Origin of the sequence: Methanogenium sp. S4BF, assembly GCF_029633965.1 — an archaeon.
Lineage (GTDB): Archaea > Halobacteriota > Methanomicrobia > Methanomicrobiales > Methanomicrobiaceae > Methanogenium.
Genome location: NZ_CP091277.1, coordinates 2,321,755 through 2,337,280, shown reverse-complemented (window position 1 = coordinate 2,337,280; position 15,526 = coordinate 2,321,755). Strand labels below are relative to the sequence as shown.

General features: G+C 51.5%; 14 protein-coding genes and 2 tRNA genes. 7 read left to right on the top strand and 9 right to left on the bottom strand.

Annotated elements, in window-relative coordinates:
- Positions 1 to 23: 23 nt before the first annotated feature.
- Complete coding sequence (locus tag L1S32_RS11215) at positions 24 to 1,574, bottom strand: transglutaminase domain-containing protein (RefSeq protein ID WP_278155186.1); 1,551 nt, start codon at positions 1,572 to 1,574, stop codon at positions 24 to 26.
- 90 nt (positions 1,575 to 1,664) lie between these two features.
- A complete protein-coding gene (locus L1S32_RS11210; protein WP_278155185.1) occupies positions 1,665 to 2,768 on the bottom strand; it encodes a KamA family radical SAM protein in 1,104 nt (367 codons plus the stop codon).
- Between the two features lie 201 nt (positions 2,769 to 2,969).
- Here L1S32_RS11210 and L1S32_RS11205 point away from each other — a divergent pair, with 201 nt between their 5' ends.
- From L1S32_RS11205 to L1S32_RS11185, 5 genes are all read left to right on the top strand, one after another.
- Positions 2,970 to 4,982, top strand: a complete 2,013-nt coding sequence (locus tag L1S32_RS11205) for a serine hydrolase domain-containing protein (RefSeq protein WP_278155184.1) — start codon at positions 2,970 to 2,972, stop codon at positions 4,980 to 4,982.
- Between the two features lie 517 nt (positions 4,983 to 5,499).
- On the top strand, positions 5,500 to 7,149 hold the full coding sequence (locus L1S32_RS11200) for an IPT/TIG domain-containing protein (protein WP_278155183.1): 1,650 nt from the start codon (positions 5,500 to 5,502) through the stop codon (positions 7,147 to 7,149).
- A 629-nt stretch (positions 7,150 to 7,778) separates the two neighbouring features.
- The gene (locus L1S32_RS11195; protein WP_278155182.1) at positions 7,779 to 9,479 is read left to right on the top strand and encodes an IPT/TIG domain-containing protein; all 1,701 of its coding nucleotides are present in this window, start codon (positions 7,779 to 7,781) and stop codon (positions 9,477 to 9,479) included.
- A gap of 119 nt (positions 9,480 to 9,598) precedes the next feature.
- Complete coding sequence (locus L1S32_RS11190; RefSeq protein ID WP_278155181.1) at positions 9,599 to 9,754, top strand: hypothetical protein; 156 nt, start codon at positions 9,599 to 9,601, stop codon at positions 9,752 to 9,754.
- A gap of 115 nt (positions 9,755 to 9,869) precedes the next feature.
- Positions 9,870 to 10,319, top strand: coding sequence for an ester cyclase (locus tag L1S32_RS11185; RefSeq protein WP_278155180.1), 450 nt, complete (start codon positions 9,870 to 9,872; stop codon positions 10,317 to 10,319).
- A gap of 168 nt (positions 10,320 to 10,487) precedes the next feature.
- On the opposite strand, the gene L1S32_RS11180 is transcribed toward L1S32_RS11185, so the two are convergent.
- The 6 genes from L1S32_RS11180 to htpX form a co-directional block, all read right to left on the bottom strand.
- Positions 10,488 to 10,970 carry a hypothetical protein gene (locus tag L1S32_RS11180; RefSeq protein ID WP_278155179.1) on the bottom strand — a complete coding sequence of 161 codons (483 nt, stop codon included), beginning with the start codon at positions 10,968 to 10,970 and terminating at the stop codon, positions 10,488 to 10,490.
- Positions 10,970 to 11,149 carry a hypothetical protein gene (locus L1S32_RS11175; RefSeq protein ID WP_278155178.1) on the bottom strand — a complete coding sequence of 60 codons (180 nt, stop codon included), beginning with the start codon at positions 11,147 to 11,149 and terminating at the stop codon, positions 10,970 to 10,972. The genes L1S32_RS11180 and L1S32_RS11175 overlap by 1 nt, the downstream gene beginning before the upstream one ends.
- 283 nt (positions 11,150 to 11,432) lie before the next feature.
- Positions 11,433 to 11,506, bottom strand: a tRNA-Val gene (locus L1S32_RS11170).
- Positions 11,507 to 11,619: 113 nt separating this feature from the next.
- Positions 11,620 to 12,582, bottom strand: coding sequence for a cache domain-containing protein (locus tag L1S32_RS11165; protein ID WP_278155177.1), 963 nt, complete (start codon positions 12,580 to 12,582; stop codon positions 11,620 to 11,622).
- 120 nt (positions 12,583 to 12,702) lie between these two features.
- Positions 12,703 to 12,773: transfer RNA gene (locus tag L1S32_RS11160), tRNA-Gly, on the bottom strand.
- A gap of 74 nt (positions 12,774 to 12,847) precedes the next feature.
- Positions 12,848 to 13,732 carry a zinc metalloprotease HtpX gene (gene htpX / locus L1S32_RS11155; RefSeq protein WP_278155176.1) on the bottom strand — a complete coding sequence of 295 codons (885 nt, stop codon included), beginning with the start codon at positions 13,730 to 13,732 and terminating at the stop codon, positions 12,848 to 12,850.
- 111 nt (positions 13,733 to 13,843) lie between these two features.
- Here htpX and L1S32_RS11150 point away from each other — a divergent pair, with 111 nt between their 5' ends.
- On the top strand, positions 13,844 to 14,614 hold the full coding sequence (locus L1S32_RS11150; RefSeq protein WP_278155175.1) for a sulfide-dependent adenosine diphosphate thiazole synthase: 771 nt from the start codon (positions 13,844 to 13,846) through the stop codon (positions 14,612 to 14,614).
- A gap of 61 nt (positions 14,615 to 14,675) precedes the next feature.
- Positions 14,676 to 15,323, top strand: coding sequence for a putative phosphothreonine lyase domain-containg protein (locus tag L1S32_RS11145; protein ID WP_278155174.1), 648 nt, complete (start codon positions 14,676 to 14,678; stop codon positions 15,321 to 15,323).
- A gap of 45 nt (positions 15,324 to 15,368) precedes the next feature.
- Here L1S32_RS11145 and L1S32_RS11140 read toward each other — a convergent pair whose 3' ends face one another.
- On the bottom strand, positions 15,369 to 15,515 hold the full coding sequence (locus L1S32_RS11140) for a 50S ribosomal protein L40e (protein WP_278155173.1): 147 nt from the start codon (positions 15,513 to 15,515) through the stop codon (positions 15,369 to 15,371).
- Between the last annotated feature and the right edge of the window lie 11 nt (positions 15,516 to 15,526).

Below are 15,526 nucleotides of genomic sequence, written 5' to 3'. Positions count from 1 at the left end.
TAGAATTCAAAAAATGCAATACATTAGATTTCAGTCCCGGCCTCCAACCTTATGGAAAAATAATCTCCGGACAATAGATCCAGATCATACTCTCCCGCTTCGGAGATGATTGCAGGCTTCTGCAGAACCAGTCTGAATACGACTGCACCGTCCGGAAAAGAGGGCACCATTTCTGCATCGACATCTTTCTGGATGACAAATCTTGCCGGATCAAGGTTGGAGGAGAGCGATTCCTTAAACAGTTCCCGGTTCTCATCTGATGTGTCGAGCCAGTCGGCTATCTCTGCAACCGTTGGATCACAGGGAATCCATCCATACCCTTCGATGTAGTATTCAGCCCAGAAATGAGCGCCGGGAGTGTCTGACAACAGCATCTGGTATCCGCCGGTTGTCCGGGCAGGTATGCCAAGGGAACGGCACAGTGCTGAGAAGAACATGCTCTGTGTCCCGCAGTCACCGTGTCCGGTAGTGAACAGATATGTCGATTCTGCCGTTTTCGGTTCAATGGTATCAAGAGACAAATGCGGGGTGTGGCTGTATGGGTATGTGTCAATGATATACCGGTAGATCATTTGTGCCCGGAGATACGGATTGGTTTCACTGCCGACAATTTCTGCTGCCCTTTCCTGTATTTCATCCGTGATTTCAATATTCCGTGCAGATTTTGTATACAGCAGATATTCCGGGTCATCTGTATCATACGCCTCGACAGTATCCGGATCTACCTCAAATATCTGTTCATATGAGGTGTATCCGATATCCGCTGTGAGTATAAGGTCCCCGTCAATATTTTCAGCCGGAATCTCATAGGAGACATATCCTATCCCTCCTGTCGTTACCGGTCCGTTTACGATATACTCTTCATCTGACAGATTTACTACCGAAATATTTCTTTGCGATTCCGTCTCCAGCGGGAGTGGATACCAGATCTTCAGCATACCGATTTCAGGAAGCATCTCAGCCGGTATTTGCAGCTTTTCAGTTCCCGTGTAATACACCGGGTTTCCATACGGCAGACTTCCCCCGGACAGTGAGGAAGGAGATCCATTTTGAATCGCATAACGCGCCAGACACCCAAAATCGATGCTTTTGTCTGCGGTTCCCCGTAAAAGGTTATAATTTGCATAGAGGTAATCAGCCGATATTCCTTCATAATAGAGAGTCTCCCCATCTGAACGGATCTTCTGGGCATGACAGGACAGCCAGTTATCTATTTCAGCGTCTGTGATCCCGGAAACTTTCATCATCAGATCTGCCTCTGCGCCCGTTTTGTTGAACGGATACTCCAATATTGTCCTGTTCGCACGAAACATTTCATTCCTGCCAGCAAGGGCTTTTTCAGCGTCACCTGAGTCTGAATAACGTGAATATGCCTCTTCAAAGAGCATCCCGGCAGTCCTGTACTGTTCGTCCTTCATTGCAGCCTGTGCTTGTGAATACAGATCATCTGCAGATGATGCAGCTTTCGGAGAAGAACCTTCCGCAGGATCTCCGGATATGCCGGTACATCCGGCAATGCAGATGAGAATGAAAACAGCAAAGGTCAGCGGAATTACGGATCTTGGGGTGCCCATATTTCTAAATACACCGCAGGGATTAAATGTACGCCGATCAGGGGAAATTCTTCCGGAAAAGAAATAAACGGGATTTATTGGCCCGAATGTTCATTCAACCCTTTTTTCAGAGACAGGACATCCATAATCATCAAACCACAATGCCCCGGGAGTTCTGTTAAAGCTCATACACTTCCCAATATCATCCCAACTTGCTGCCTGGTGGTATTTCATGTATGTTCTCTCATCGTCCACACCCACCACGGCGATCTTTCCGCAGACATGGGACATCGCAAAGGTGAACCGCTTTGCAAGCCCCGAACAGTTCATTTTTGCTTTTTCAAGGATGAAATATGCCTCCTCAACCGGTACAACGAAATGCCGGTTCCCGAGGGTAGGACGGCACTGAAACACATAGTATGGGGCAATGCCGACAAAGGAAAGATTCCGGTGCAGCTCAGCCACGACATCAGGATCATCGTTTATTCCCCGAAGAATCGGCGTTTGGTTGGCGAATACCGCACCTGCATCCTGCAGGATATTAATCCCCCGGATCGCCGGTTTTGTCAGTTCCCGTGGATGATTGAACTGCGTGATGATATAGATCTTTTTTTCGTCCGTTCCATATTTCCTGATCACATCAGGAAGCTGAGGGTCATTGAGTATCCGGTAGGGGTTGTATGCCGGAACTTTGGTCCCGATCCGGATTATGCGGACGTGGTCTATTTCCCTGAACTGCCGGATGATGTTTTCAAGCTGTTTTGTTGAAAGAAACAGAGTATCCCCCCCGCTGAGGAGGACATTTGTTATCTCCGGGTGGGATGCGATGTAGGACAAATCTTTGGAAATATCCCGTACAACCTCTCTGTTTGTATCCATAAACAGCCTCTTTCTAAAACAGTACCGACAGAATCCCGCACACATATCACTTACCAGAACAAGTGCCGTCTGTTCATATTTGTGCTCCATTCCGGGCGCAACGATATACTGGGACTCCTCCGAGGCGTCAAGTGTTCCCCACTCCTCAAGCTCTGCCGGATCAGGAATGACGATTCTTCGTATCGGATCATGAGGGTCGCTCCAATCAATAAGAGAAAGATAATATTCGTTTGAACGAAAGGCAAATTTATCTTGAACCTTGGCAAGGGCCTGTTTTTCAGCTGCTGAAAGGCCCGGCACCTTTGCGAGACCGGTGATATATTTTGGCTGGTACATCCCTGATCAGACCCGGATAAAGGGATATTACATTATAATGGTGATGTGATCGGCACGCATCCGGGCAGAATAGGCAAAGGACATTAATTCTGATTTCAAATGCCCCAATTCATTTTAATAATGAATAGAACGAGGATTCAATTACAGATGAATTCTGCATGCTGTAATCCTCAGAAAACCGGGATTTCCGGGATGATTCGTATGAGCATTATCGTTCTTATGGCGTTATTCCTTCTTGCATGTCCACCGGTACATGCAGATGGCACCGGGCCATCTACCGATCAAGAGCTCATAAATCCCTCTGATGTTGAAGCATTTTTTAACACAGCGGTTCCTGCAGGACTGGCGGAGTACAACATACCAGGTGCCGTGGTCTCTGTCGTGCAGGACGGAGAGCTGATCTTTGCAAAAGGATACGGGTATTCTGACATTGATAGTAAAAATACAGTCGACCCGGAAGCGACACACTTTCATATCGGATCAATAACCAAGCTCTTCACTTGGACCTGTGTTATGCAGCTGGTGGAGGAAGGAAGAATTGATCTCGATACGGATGTCAATACGTATCTGACCGGTTTCTCTCTCCCGGACACCTACCCCGGACAGCCGGTGACCATGCGGCACCTGATGACCCATTCGGCAGGATTCGAGGAGCAGGAGGTGCATTTCGCTGTGGCCGATGCAGCGGATCTCTACTCATTCAGGATCTACTGCAGGGATAACATCCCCGCCATCGTCTATCCGCCGGGGACAGTCACCGCCTACTCGAATTATGGCACAACACTTGCTGCAGTCATTATTGAGGATATCACCGGGATCCCCTATGGGCAGTATGTACAGGAGAACATCCTCACCCCGCTTGGTATGACGGACACCATTGTCTCCTATCCACTCACACCAGAGGCTGACGCGGCAACTGCCTCAGGGTATCACTATACCGGAGAGGCGAATGTGGCCGTTCCGGACACCGTCTTTGTCATCGGTCCGGCGGGGACGATCAGCTCCACGGCGGCCGACATGGCGAAATTCGCCGCGGTTCACATGGAAAACGGCACATGGAACGGTGTGGAGATTCTCTCTTCAGATACCGCCTCCCTTATGCACGCCCCGGCATTCGCAAACGACCCACGTGTCAGCAGCATGTGCCTCGGGTTTTATGAAAACCACATTGAGGGCGAGCGGATCATAACCCACGGAGGCGATACCGACACCTTCCATTCCCTGCTGGTCATTATCCCGGAGAGAAAGACAGGATATTTCGTCTCCTACAACAGCCCCGGGGGGAACTCAGCGAGAAATGATCTCCTGATGGCGTTCGTCGACCATTTCTTCCCGGACGATGACGAGACAGCGACCGGGGGTGAACCGGCCGGACTGGAGGAAGCCTATGACGGAACGGCTCCTGCACCATCCGTTCAAGCGTTTGCAGGCACCTACCAGTCGACACGCCACAACTACCGGACGTTCGAGTATTATCTCTCGCCGCCCCAGCAGATACAGGCCGCGGCAGGCGAGGGGGGGACGATTCTCCTTATGCGAAGCGGGAAAACACCCACCCCCTATACCGAGATCGAACCGGGTGTCTTTGCTCAGACAAACGGGGCGAATACCTATGCGGGGGATGTGGTCTTTCGGGAGAATGCAGACGGCGATGTGACGCTCCTTTGCCTCGAAAACGTCCCGATCATGGCCTTCGAACGGGTGCCATGGTATGGGACGGATGGATTCGTGGATGCGGTGAAGAATGCGGCCACCATCATTCTGCTGACGGCCCTCCTCTGGCCCCTGATGGCGATTTGCCGACGGGCTTACAGTCCGGATAATGGAGAGATGAACGCGGATGAACCAACGAAAACGGACAAAAGAACAGCACCATCTTCGCAGCTGCCGTTCTGTGCACGGATGGTTACGGGGACAGCAGCCCTTCTCGTTCTCCTCTTCGTCCTCATTCTTCTTCCGGCGGTCACGGCAGATGCAGCGTTGATCCAGTCGTACATGTTCGACCGGACTACACCTCCTGCCCTTGCGATGGCCCTTTCAGTCCCGGTCATCGCAGCCCTGCTGTCGGTGGCAAGCACCATATTCCTTCTGCCGGTCTGGAGGCGGTCATGGTGGACGCTCCGGCACCGGCTGCATTATACCCTCGTTGTCATCGGGCTCTTCCTGATGATGTGGTGGGTGAATTACTGGAACCTGCTGGTATTTCGGGTGTAGGAATGAGGCGGCAAATGCCGGATTTATGATGTTCCAAGGAACACCTCTGTTTTTTTATGCGGATTCGTAGCGACGATGGATCTGATTTCATGTATGACCCGGGCATGGGCGCCTATGGCGACGTGGCACTGCTCTTGCCCGGCGTAAATAAAATTGAAACTACAGATCTCACAGTGATCCGAAAATATTCATGTTTAATAGACAATATGTACTTTTGCGAGCTCATTTGATTACAAACTAAAAAAAGCGACTATATAGAGTTAATTACGCAAAAAGTGACAAATATTCGTTTTTTCAGACCAGATTGAGAGATATATTTATCACCAACAATGGCTATCAGTGATTACCTCTGTCTGCGGCCCGATGCCCTCGTTCAATGCCAGAGGTGCTTTTCTACCGCAGAACCGGGGGATGAGCTGAGCAGGAGCGATCTCGCTCTGCCACAGCCTTGGTCCGGGCGATGACGTGGCCGCCGACCCGGCTCAACGAGGGAAAACGCGGCCAGGGAGATGGATCAATGACAAAGAAATTTATGATTCTGGCTCTTGCCGTTATCCTGATCACCCTGACGGGTGTCGCGGGAGTGGCTGCGGCCGGGATATCCGACGTGAGTCCCTCAGAGGGCACCGTGGGAACCGAGCTGACAATCACCGGCTCCGGCTTCGGCGATAAGAGAGGAGAGGTCCTGCTGGGTGACGATAAACTCCAGGTGGTGGACTGGAGCGACACAGAGATCATCTGTAAGGTGTTCAAAGTTCATCCCGCCGGGGACTACACCATCACGGTCCTGATGCAGGGGGATAAAAAGGTTGCCGATCCGATGACCTATGCCCCCTTCACCATCCAAAAGCCGGAGATCTTAGAAGAAGAGGGATTGACGCTGGACGGTGATATTGTCACGATTGAAGGAAAGTTCTTCGGCGATAAGCAGGGAGTAATCCGCCTCGCGTATGCTGATGTCAAAGAAGAGATGGAGATAGAAATAGAGAAGGGAAAGATCGTGGACTGGAGCATGAACTCCACCAGCTTCAGGGTGCCTGAAGGTCTGACAGGACGATTCATTCTGGAAGTCGATAACGTTATTGGAACGGATTACGCCCTCCTGGATCTGGAAGGCGGTCCGCCGCTGGTGGGTATGGTCTGGCCGGACGGGTGGGGACAATACGAATCCACCGATAACGCCAGAGGGGTCTATTACAACGACCAACTCTACATATTCTCCCTCTGGTACTCGAGTACTCAGATATTCTCAGATAATTTCTATCGCATCGAGGTCCGGACGTTCAAGGACGGCGTGCTCTCCGGTGCCTCACAGTTGTGGGATGGCACATCCTATGCCGAACCCGCACCGCTGGTAGTTCAATACCCGAATGGCCCGGAGAAGTTGTTTGTGTTTGTTACAGGACGCAATGGAAATCTCTACTTCACGAGATTGAATGGTAATGTCTGGGAGGACGGCGACTGGCTGAAGATTCAGGACACTTTCACAGGCGTAACTCCAACAACAAAAGCAGATGGTTGGGAGGTTGCTCCGGTATTCAACCCGATAACCAACCGGATATATGTCTACTACGCCAAGGATTACAAAGATTACCTCTACTTTGTTTACAGTGATAATTTTGGATACGACTGGCATTATGGCGGAAAAGTGTACGATTCTCCTGTAGTGACGTCGTCGCCCGGTGCTGTCTTCTATGTTCCCCCTGATATCCCGTCAACAGATGTACTCCTGGCGGTACAGGACACATCCCAGCAGATACGTCTCTGTCACATTGCGATGGGTTCAGTGGTCAATTCGGAAATCCTGGATACCGGGAATGTGGAAGATATGGGCCGGCCGTTCCTGACGGACATTGGCGATGGCACCATCGCGCTGGTGTACGGAGAGAACCACTCACCGAATGCTGCTATAAACGGCGATTGGTACCTTCCATACATCAAGAAGTTCAATAAAACGACAGGCGTTTGGAGCGACGGGTACCAGCTCTATGCCTTACCTGATCTCGGAACCGCTCAGGGGACATATACATTCCAATGGCAGCCCAATGGTGCAATGTATAACGATAACTTCTACCTCTTCTACGGGTTCGAACTGACTGCCTGGTATAGTGATGATACGAATGACGGTCCCTGGTGGAAGTTTAAAGTGGCCGACCTTGGTCCCTGAGAGGGACAGGGAGGTGACGGATAAAAGGGATCTCCCTTTTTTTCCTGCGATGACTGGCGGGATAGGGCAGACCCCCATCCCGCATGTTCTTTTTATTGGTTGATGCCCGATACTGAGGGTCAGATCTGCCACGGCTAACTGACATCCGTCCCGCCGCGCCAGCGTCGAAGGTCATCAGTAATTCCCGGCGGTATCAACATCTGATCCTCGGACTCTTCATGATGATGTGGGGATGCAAAACCGAAGCCTGTTCTTGTGAGGACTGCCGGTGATGGAAGAATGAATCCTTGTTTGGTACTCTACAGTACTCGGGATACACATCTCTGTCACTACCGATCGGGTTGAGCCGATATCATCCTGTTTTCCGGATTGATTTTACCTTCACGGTGCACATGTTGTTAAACTAAATACGCGGCAAATATCAGGTAAATTTCAGAAATATCGCCCAAACGACCTACGATACCCTAAAACACGAGAAATGTTTATCACCAACAATGGCTATCAGTGACTACCTCTGTCTGCGGCACGATGCCCATGTTCAACACCAGAGGTGCTTTTCTACCGCAGAACCGGGGGGGTGTGAGCTGAGCAGAAGCGATCTCGCTCTGCCACAAGCCTTGGTCCGGGCGATGACGTGGCCGCCGACCCGGCTCAACGAGGGAAAACGCGGCCAGGGAGATGAAGCAATGACAAAGAAATTTATGATTCTGGCTCTTGCCGTTATCCTGATCACCCTGACGGGTGTCGCGGGAGTGGCTGCAGCCGGGATATCCGACGTGAGTCCCTCAGAGGGCACCGTGGGAACCAAGCTGACAATCACCGGCTCAGGCTTCGGCGATAAGAGAGGAGAGGTCCTGCTGGGTGACGATAAACTCCAGGTGGTGGACTGGAGCGACACAGAGATCATCTGTAAGGTGTTCAAAGTTCATCCCGCCGGGGACTACACCATCACGGTCCTGATGCAGGGGGATAAAAAGGCCGCCGACCCGATGACCTATGCCCCCTTCACCATCCAAAAGCCGGAGATCTTAGAAGAAGAGGGATTGACGCTGGACGGTGATATTGTCACGATTGCAGGAAACTTCTTCGGCGATAAGCAGGGAGTAATCCGCCTCGCGTATGTTGATGTCGAAGAAGAGATGGAAATAGAAATCGAGAAGGGAAAGATCGTGGACTGGAGCATGAACTCCACCAGCTTCAGGGTGCCTGAAGGTCTGACCGGACGATTCATTCTGAAAGTCGATAACGTTATCGGATCGGATTATGCCCTCTTCGACCTGGGCGGCAGTCCGCCGCTGCCGGGCATGGAATGGCCCGACGGGTGGGGACAGTTCGAATCCTCAGATAACGCGAGGGGAATCTATTACAACGATCGGTTATACGTCTTCTCCATCTGGTACTCGAGTACCAAGATATTCTCTGATGACTTCTATCGCATCCAGGTTCGGACATTCAGGGACGGCTATCTCTCCGGCGCCTCGCAGCTGTGGGATGGCACATCCTATGCCGAACCTGCACCGCTGGTAGTTCAATACCCGAATGGCCCGGAGAAGTTGTTTGTGTTTGTTACAGGACGCAACGGAAATCTCTACTTCACGAGATTGAACGGCAATGTCTGGGAGGATGCTGACTGGCTGAAGATCCAGGACGACTACACAGGCAACTACCTTTCCACGAAAGAAAATGGCTGGGAGGTCGCGCCGGTATACAACCCGCTCAACCACCGGCTATATATCTACTATGCAAAGGATTACGATAAGCCGCTCTATTGGGCATTCAGCGATGATTTCGGAGACACCTGGTACGATGCAGGACCGGTCTTCGGTTCACCGAATGTGAAGGCACCCCCCGGCGCCGTGTACTACGCCCCGGATGGTAGCGATGTCCGTGCACTCGTGGCGGTAAAGGACGAATCGCAAAAGATTCGGGTATGTAATGTTTCTGCAGGGGTCGTGTACAATTCGAAAGTCATGGAAACCGGTGATGTAAGTTACCTCGGGCGGCCGTTCCTGACGGACCTGGGCGATGGCACCATCGCGCTGGTGTATGCGGAGGACCACGATCCGGGAGTGGCGTACAACCCTGATACGTATGTCCCGATGATCATGAAACTGGACAAGACGACAGGCGTGTGGGGCGCTCCGTACCAGCCGTACACGTTACCGGATCTCGGGGCCGCCCAGGGGACTTACCGGTTCTACTGGCAGCCCAACGGAGCGGTCTTAGACGGTGTATTCTACCTCTTCTACGGGTTTGACCTGACGGCATGGTATGCCGATGAGAATGAAGACGGGCCGTGGTGGATGTTTACCGACATTGAAGCCCTGTGAGTACCTGAAAGGGGCAGGGAGGTGATGGAAACGTTATCACCCTTTTTTTCTGCGATGACGGCCGGGACACCCTTGAACGGATTAAGGCAAACCCCGGGGCGATGGATATTCCGGTGATTATGTACTCCGCACATCAGGAAACGGCAGACATTGTGGCAGAATTCGGCACGCTCTATGAAGGTTTTCTCACAACGCCGTTCACCCACAAACAGCTCTATGCGGTGATCGAGACCGCACTCACAAAGAGGCGGGAGAATAGAATACAGTGTATCTGAATGCCCGCCTGATGCATATCACAGGAATCATGTCTGTACTGCGATCCGGAATACCTTCCATACCAGCGCCAATAACGCCTAAATAGTACAATGATGCATCGAAGGGTGATGCCCAATGTCACGGGAAGATAACAAATTGCTTGTCCGTCGGTTTATTGATGCCTACAATGCGCGAAACATGGAGCTCTTCGACGAACTGGTGGCACCCGACTATATTGACCACACCCATCAGCAGGAAGGGCGTGAATCCTTCAAAACGCTCTTTAAAATCGCATTCAATGGGTTCCCCGACTGGCATGAAGATATTGTGGACATGATTGCCGAAGGAGATAAGGTGTGGGTATGCGTGAAGGCCACGGGGACCCATACCGGTGAATGGAATCTCTATGGCGTATCGCTCCCACCCACCGGGAAGACGGTGACGATGATGATGATCTTCATCTGGCGCATCGCAAACGGACAACTCGTCGAGGGATGGGAGGTCGACAGCGAAGTCAATTTCCTGAAAACCATCGGTGTTCTCGAATACACGGAGAAAGGGAAGAATATCTTTCCGGACGGGTGAGCTGCAGACGCAGCGACCATAATCCAGGGTTTTTATCCCGTTTCGCGGGAAATGGTGAAGTAAGAACGTATGAAATTTTACGAGCCACTCCCGGAATCACATAGAGCCGGAGCCATCACATCTGTAGCCGCAGATGTCAACTGTGGGCAGGACTTACCTACTCTCATCTCATTCCGGTTCCTCACGGGTTCGCCAGAAGATGATACCCAGCAGGGGAAACACCACCAGACTAACTCCAACGTAGCCCAGAATGCCAATATTCCGGATACTCATGTCTGCAAGCGGTACACCGATGAGCCCTGCGAGGCTCAGTACTCCGCTGGCGATCATAAGGGTTCGGACCACTGTTTCCAGTCGATCTCTCCTGAATACGGATGCAGCAAAGAGCATTGAGAGGGCAAAGAAAACGTCCCATGCAAGTATATCCAATGCATATACAACAGACGGCCATTCGAAGGAGAAGAGAAGTGAAGCATACGGGAACCCGGCAGCCTCGATGTCGCGGCTTACCGTAAGAATAACGAAGTGGAGGCTGGAGGTTATCGTCGCTACCACAATCATGCATGCAAGCGCTGTACAACTATATGCCTTTGCATTGGAAGTGGCGTAGGCGTGGACCGCGACCATGACAACGACCATCGCCGGTGCCATCAAAATGATGAAAATTTCCAACAGAGAGAAATAAGGATCACCGATCGGATCATCCGGCGAACCGAGAGAGAGAGCATACCAAGGACCAGCGTAACAGCGTATGCGATCATGAGGAAGAATACGACCCAGGCTGCGGCAGTGCCGAGCAGGCGATGTTGTCGGGTAAAACACTCGTGCATCCTCATCGACTCCTTTCATCACGATATTCCGCTTCCGGGGAATCAGTCACCATAAGATGATCTGCCAGTTATACGTTACGGTGCTCACCGGCGGGAAGAGTCTGTGCAAATCATTGACATGCGTCCCATTCGGGATGCAAATGAAAATCAAACATCAGGCGTCATTGTTTTCCAGAGAATAACCCCTCGCGTGGTGCAGTCTGAGTGAGTATGAACTGATCTGAAATAAAGGGTGAATAATTATATCCACATCTTTCAGCGAAAAGTCAAACAAAAACGGAAATGGGCCCGCTGAGATTCGAACTCAGGACCTCCGCCGTGTGAAGGCGACGTCATAACCAGCTAGACCACGAGCCCTCCAGCCTCTATAGTTTGTTCGTTCAGATGGATAAGGGTTTTGAAACAATGGAATAATTCCGATTACCGGTGAAGCACACCGGGTCAGAAAAAAGATATGTGTACCCGTTACATCACCGGACAACGAGGGCAGAATCAACACCCGTGATCTCGCTCAGATAGGTGCCCGAGCCTACCCACCATTCATCATTCACCGGCAGCACATACCCAATCTTGAGCTCCTCGAGATTGCCGTTGTCGGGGTTGGGCCAGACAAAGACGACAAAACCGCCACCTTCTGCTGCAGTCTCCGAGAGGGCACGGATCATCTTCATCCCGAAGGGCCCTTCCTTCTCCATCAGATTATCTCCCACGCGTTCACCGAGGTACGGATGGGCAACAAGGGTGCTGTTGTAGTCATAGGCGTACAGGTAATGTCCCTCTGCATCCACAAACGGCCCGGAGACGTTGCCGATCGCGGCGAGTGCCTCATCTGACCCCTCAGTCTCTGCATAGAGTGCACCATCCTCGACAAGGGCGATCATCCCGGTGATGGCAGCCGGATACCGGTCTTCACCTGCTGCTGTGTCACCGAAGTACATCCCTGACCCCAGCCATAGGTCGTCACCTGCAGGGTAGGCGTAGCCAATCTTTGGCTCATACGTCTCTGTGGCCGACTCATTGATGACGCCGCCCTCCGGGGCAGGATAGAGGTACGCAATATATCCGCCGCCGTTTGCGGCCGTCTCCTGTGCAATTTCAATCACCGGCAGGCCGCGAACATCCGTCCAGTTACCGCGGTATGTCCCGACAGCATCCTGTTCATAGGGGTGGGCCTGCAGGATTCCGTCATAATCATAGGCGTAGATATACCAGTCACCAAGGATGAACGAACCGTCAGGTGCGTCAAACGCCGTGAGAGCGATTTCTTTTCCTGCTGTCTGGACGTAGCCCGCTGCATCCTGCACATACGCGGCAAGGTCCGCCATCGACGATTGATCATATACCTTTGTCTCCTGCTGTGACGTGCATCCGGCACACGCGATCGCACCGAGCACACACAGGCAGACAATACCCATACACACCTGCTTCTGCATGGAATCTGGATTTCATCTCTATACAGAAAAAGACACCGAAATCACTGTACATTAATATTGAAAACAGAGGAATGCAATGAGATACTTAGAATTATCAAAGAATTAGAACCGGGAAAATGATGCACCGACCGGGAATTGAACCCGGGCTATTGGCTTGGAAGGCCAAAGTCATGCCACTAGACCATCGGTGCGCACAGGCAACCCTTGTGCCCGATAACGTTGTCTCTGATTCGTATTAAAGATATATTATCTGAAAAGACGAAGGTCAGGAGAAACCCTTCATCTCCTGCTCGATCTTCTCGAGTGCCGCGAGGCGTTTTTCAAACGGCGGATGGGTAGCAAAGAGCTCCATGAAACTCTTTCCGGAGAGAGCCGGAAGAATATAGAACATATTTGCACCGGAGATCTCCTCTTTCTTCTTTGCAGGCACCTGATCCATTCTGCCGCTGATCTTTGTGAGCGCAGACCGGAGTGCCGCCGGGTTTCCGGTGATATAGGCGCTGCCACGATCTGCTGCATATTCACGATAGCGCGAGAGGCTCATCATGAGAATCGTTGCAATCAGCCAGACCGCAATGGAGACAATCCATGCAATAATCCATGCGCCATTGCTGTTCCGGTTGTCAAATATCGAGTAGAACAATGCATTCTGCATGATCAAAGACGCAAGCATCGCAATGAAAGATGCCACCGTCATCGTGAGAATGTCACGGTTCTTCACGTGTGAGAGTTCATGGGCAAGCACCGCCTCAAGCTCTTCCCGGTTCAGCGTCCGCATGATGGAGTCTGTGACTGCCACTACTGCATTCTTGGGGTTTCGTCCGGTTGCAAAGGCATTCGGCACCGGCGACGGCATCACTGCAATCTTTGGCATCGGAAGGTCTGCCTCCTGACAGAGTTTGCCTATCATCTGATGAAGTTCAGGATATTCGTCCTCCCCCACCACCCGTGCGTGGGTGCTCATCAGGACAAGCTTTGCGGAGAAGAAGTACTGTATTAATCCAAATACAACAACGAATCCAAGCAGCATCCCGAATGAATTCGGAAGAACCCAGTTGAGGAACCCGAGGAAGAACAGGTACACTAACAGGAGCAATGCCCAGGTCATAAAGACACGGCGGGTCAGCCCCCAGTCTCTCTTCCATTTCATAACCTTTATTGTTTCATCGCCGATCGGATATAGCTATTCAGTGTGACAATCACCATTCACCCCCATCGTGTCACCCGATTCATATAGCCGTACATCGAATAATAAACACACATGGGACGAAAAGAACTCGATGAAGTAACAATCAGCCGGGCGATTCTCGAAGAACAGCATTCTGTCATGATGAATTACCTCGACCTTGAATGCGCAGTAGTCGGTGCCGGGCCGTCAGGACTAACTGCTGCAGCATACCTTGCTGAGGCGGGAATAAAGACCGGAGTCATCGAAAAGAAGCTCTCTGTCGGCGGCGGCATGTGGGGTGGCGGCATGATGTTCCCCCGAATTGTAGTTCAGGAAGAGGCCCGCCCTATTCTCGATAAATTCGGCATTACCTACAAAGAATATCAGGAGAACTACTATGTCGCATCGTCGGTCGAGGCGGTTTCCCACTTAACCGCTGCAGCCTGTGACGCCGGTGCCGAATTCTTCAATGTCACCATGGTTGAAGATGTCGTTGTCAAAGGGGACGGACGCGTCTCGGGCCTTGTCATCAACTGGACCGCAGTCGAGATGGCACACCTCCATATCGATCCCCTTACCCTCCGGGCAAAATATACCATCGATGCCACCGGCCACGATGCAACGGTCGCCCACCAGGTACGGAACAAGGGAGGAGATCTGCCCATTGCAGGAGAAGGATTCATGTGGGCAGACCGAGCCGAGACAAATATTCTCGAACACACCAAAGAAGTATTCCCCGGCCTCATCGTCGCCGGCATGGCGGCAAATGCTGTTGCAGGAGAGACCCGCATGGGGCCCATCTTCGGCGGGATGCTCCTTTCCGGAAGACGTGCTGCAGAGCTTGTCATTGAAAACCTCCCCTGACTTTTTTTTCCGCATAATTAAATCGAGTGGTATAAATGATACCGCGTTAAAATCGAATACCATGGACACCGACGGGGAGGCACTCGCAGACGTTGCCTACGGGCTCTTTGAGGTTTTCCTGAACAAAGAGCTTCGCAAACAGGGAAAATCCCTGTTTGAACTGGTTGAAACCAACACTGACTTCTCACCGGAACTCACCGATATTTTTGCATCATTTTCCGCTGACTATCCATTCCTTGCCGATGCACTGACCGATGAATACGGGTCGCCCGATGCCATCTATCGGCTCTTCATTGAAGGAGAGGGCGTTATCCCTACTAAGACCACAAAGATCTTCTGGATTCTTATTGATGCACCCGGGTACGACCCCGGATGTGCGGATACCGAAAAAGCAGGCAAATGGCTGATATTTCTGGATCCCGACCAGACAGATGAACTCTGGAGGAAAATTCGGGATGCAACCGCAGCAGGAGAACTTGGCATATCAGCCAAGGTATCAACAGCAAAACAGAACCCGGAGTCATGGGACGAGCGGATGGTCACCTACGTCTATACCGGAGACTGGGAAGATGAAGAGGACGTCATGCGTATCCGCGAGGTACTCAGGAATCTCGGCGTCACTGACAGAATCGGCTACAAACGTAACATCGAAACATTTCAGGGAGAATACAGCGAAAAAGGAAAAAAGGTCACATACTATACGGCGTGACCAGACCTTAAACGGGGTTTTGCAGGCAAAATTCCCCGAAAAATATTATCCTTTACGTTCCTTGTTTTTCGGACGGAGATTCTGATATCCACACTTGCGGCACATCGTTGCCCGCGGTGCATTGCGTGCATTGCAACGCATGCAAATTTTTTTATCAAGGAGGCGTGCCTCTGCTTCTGGAAAACGTGCCATAATTGCTCTAA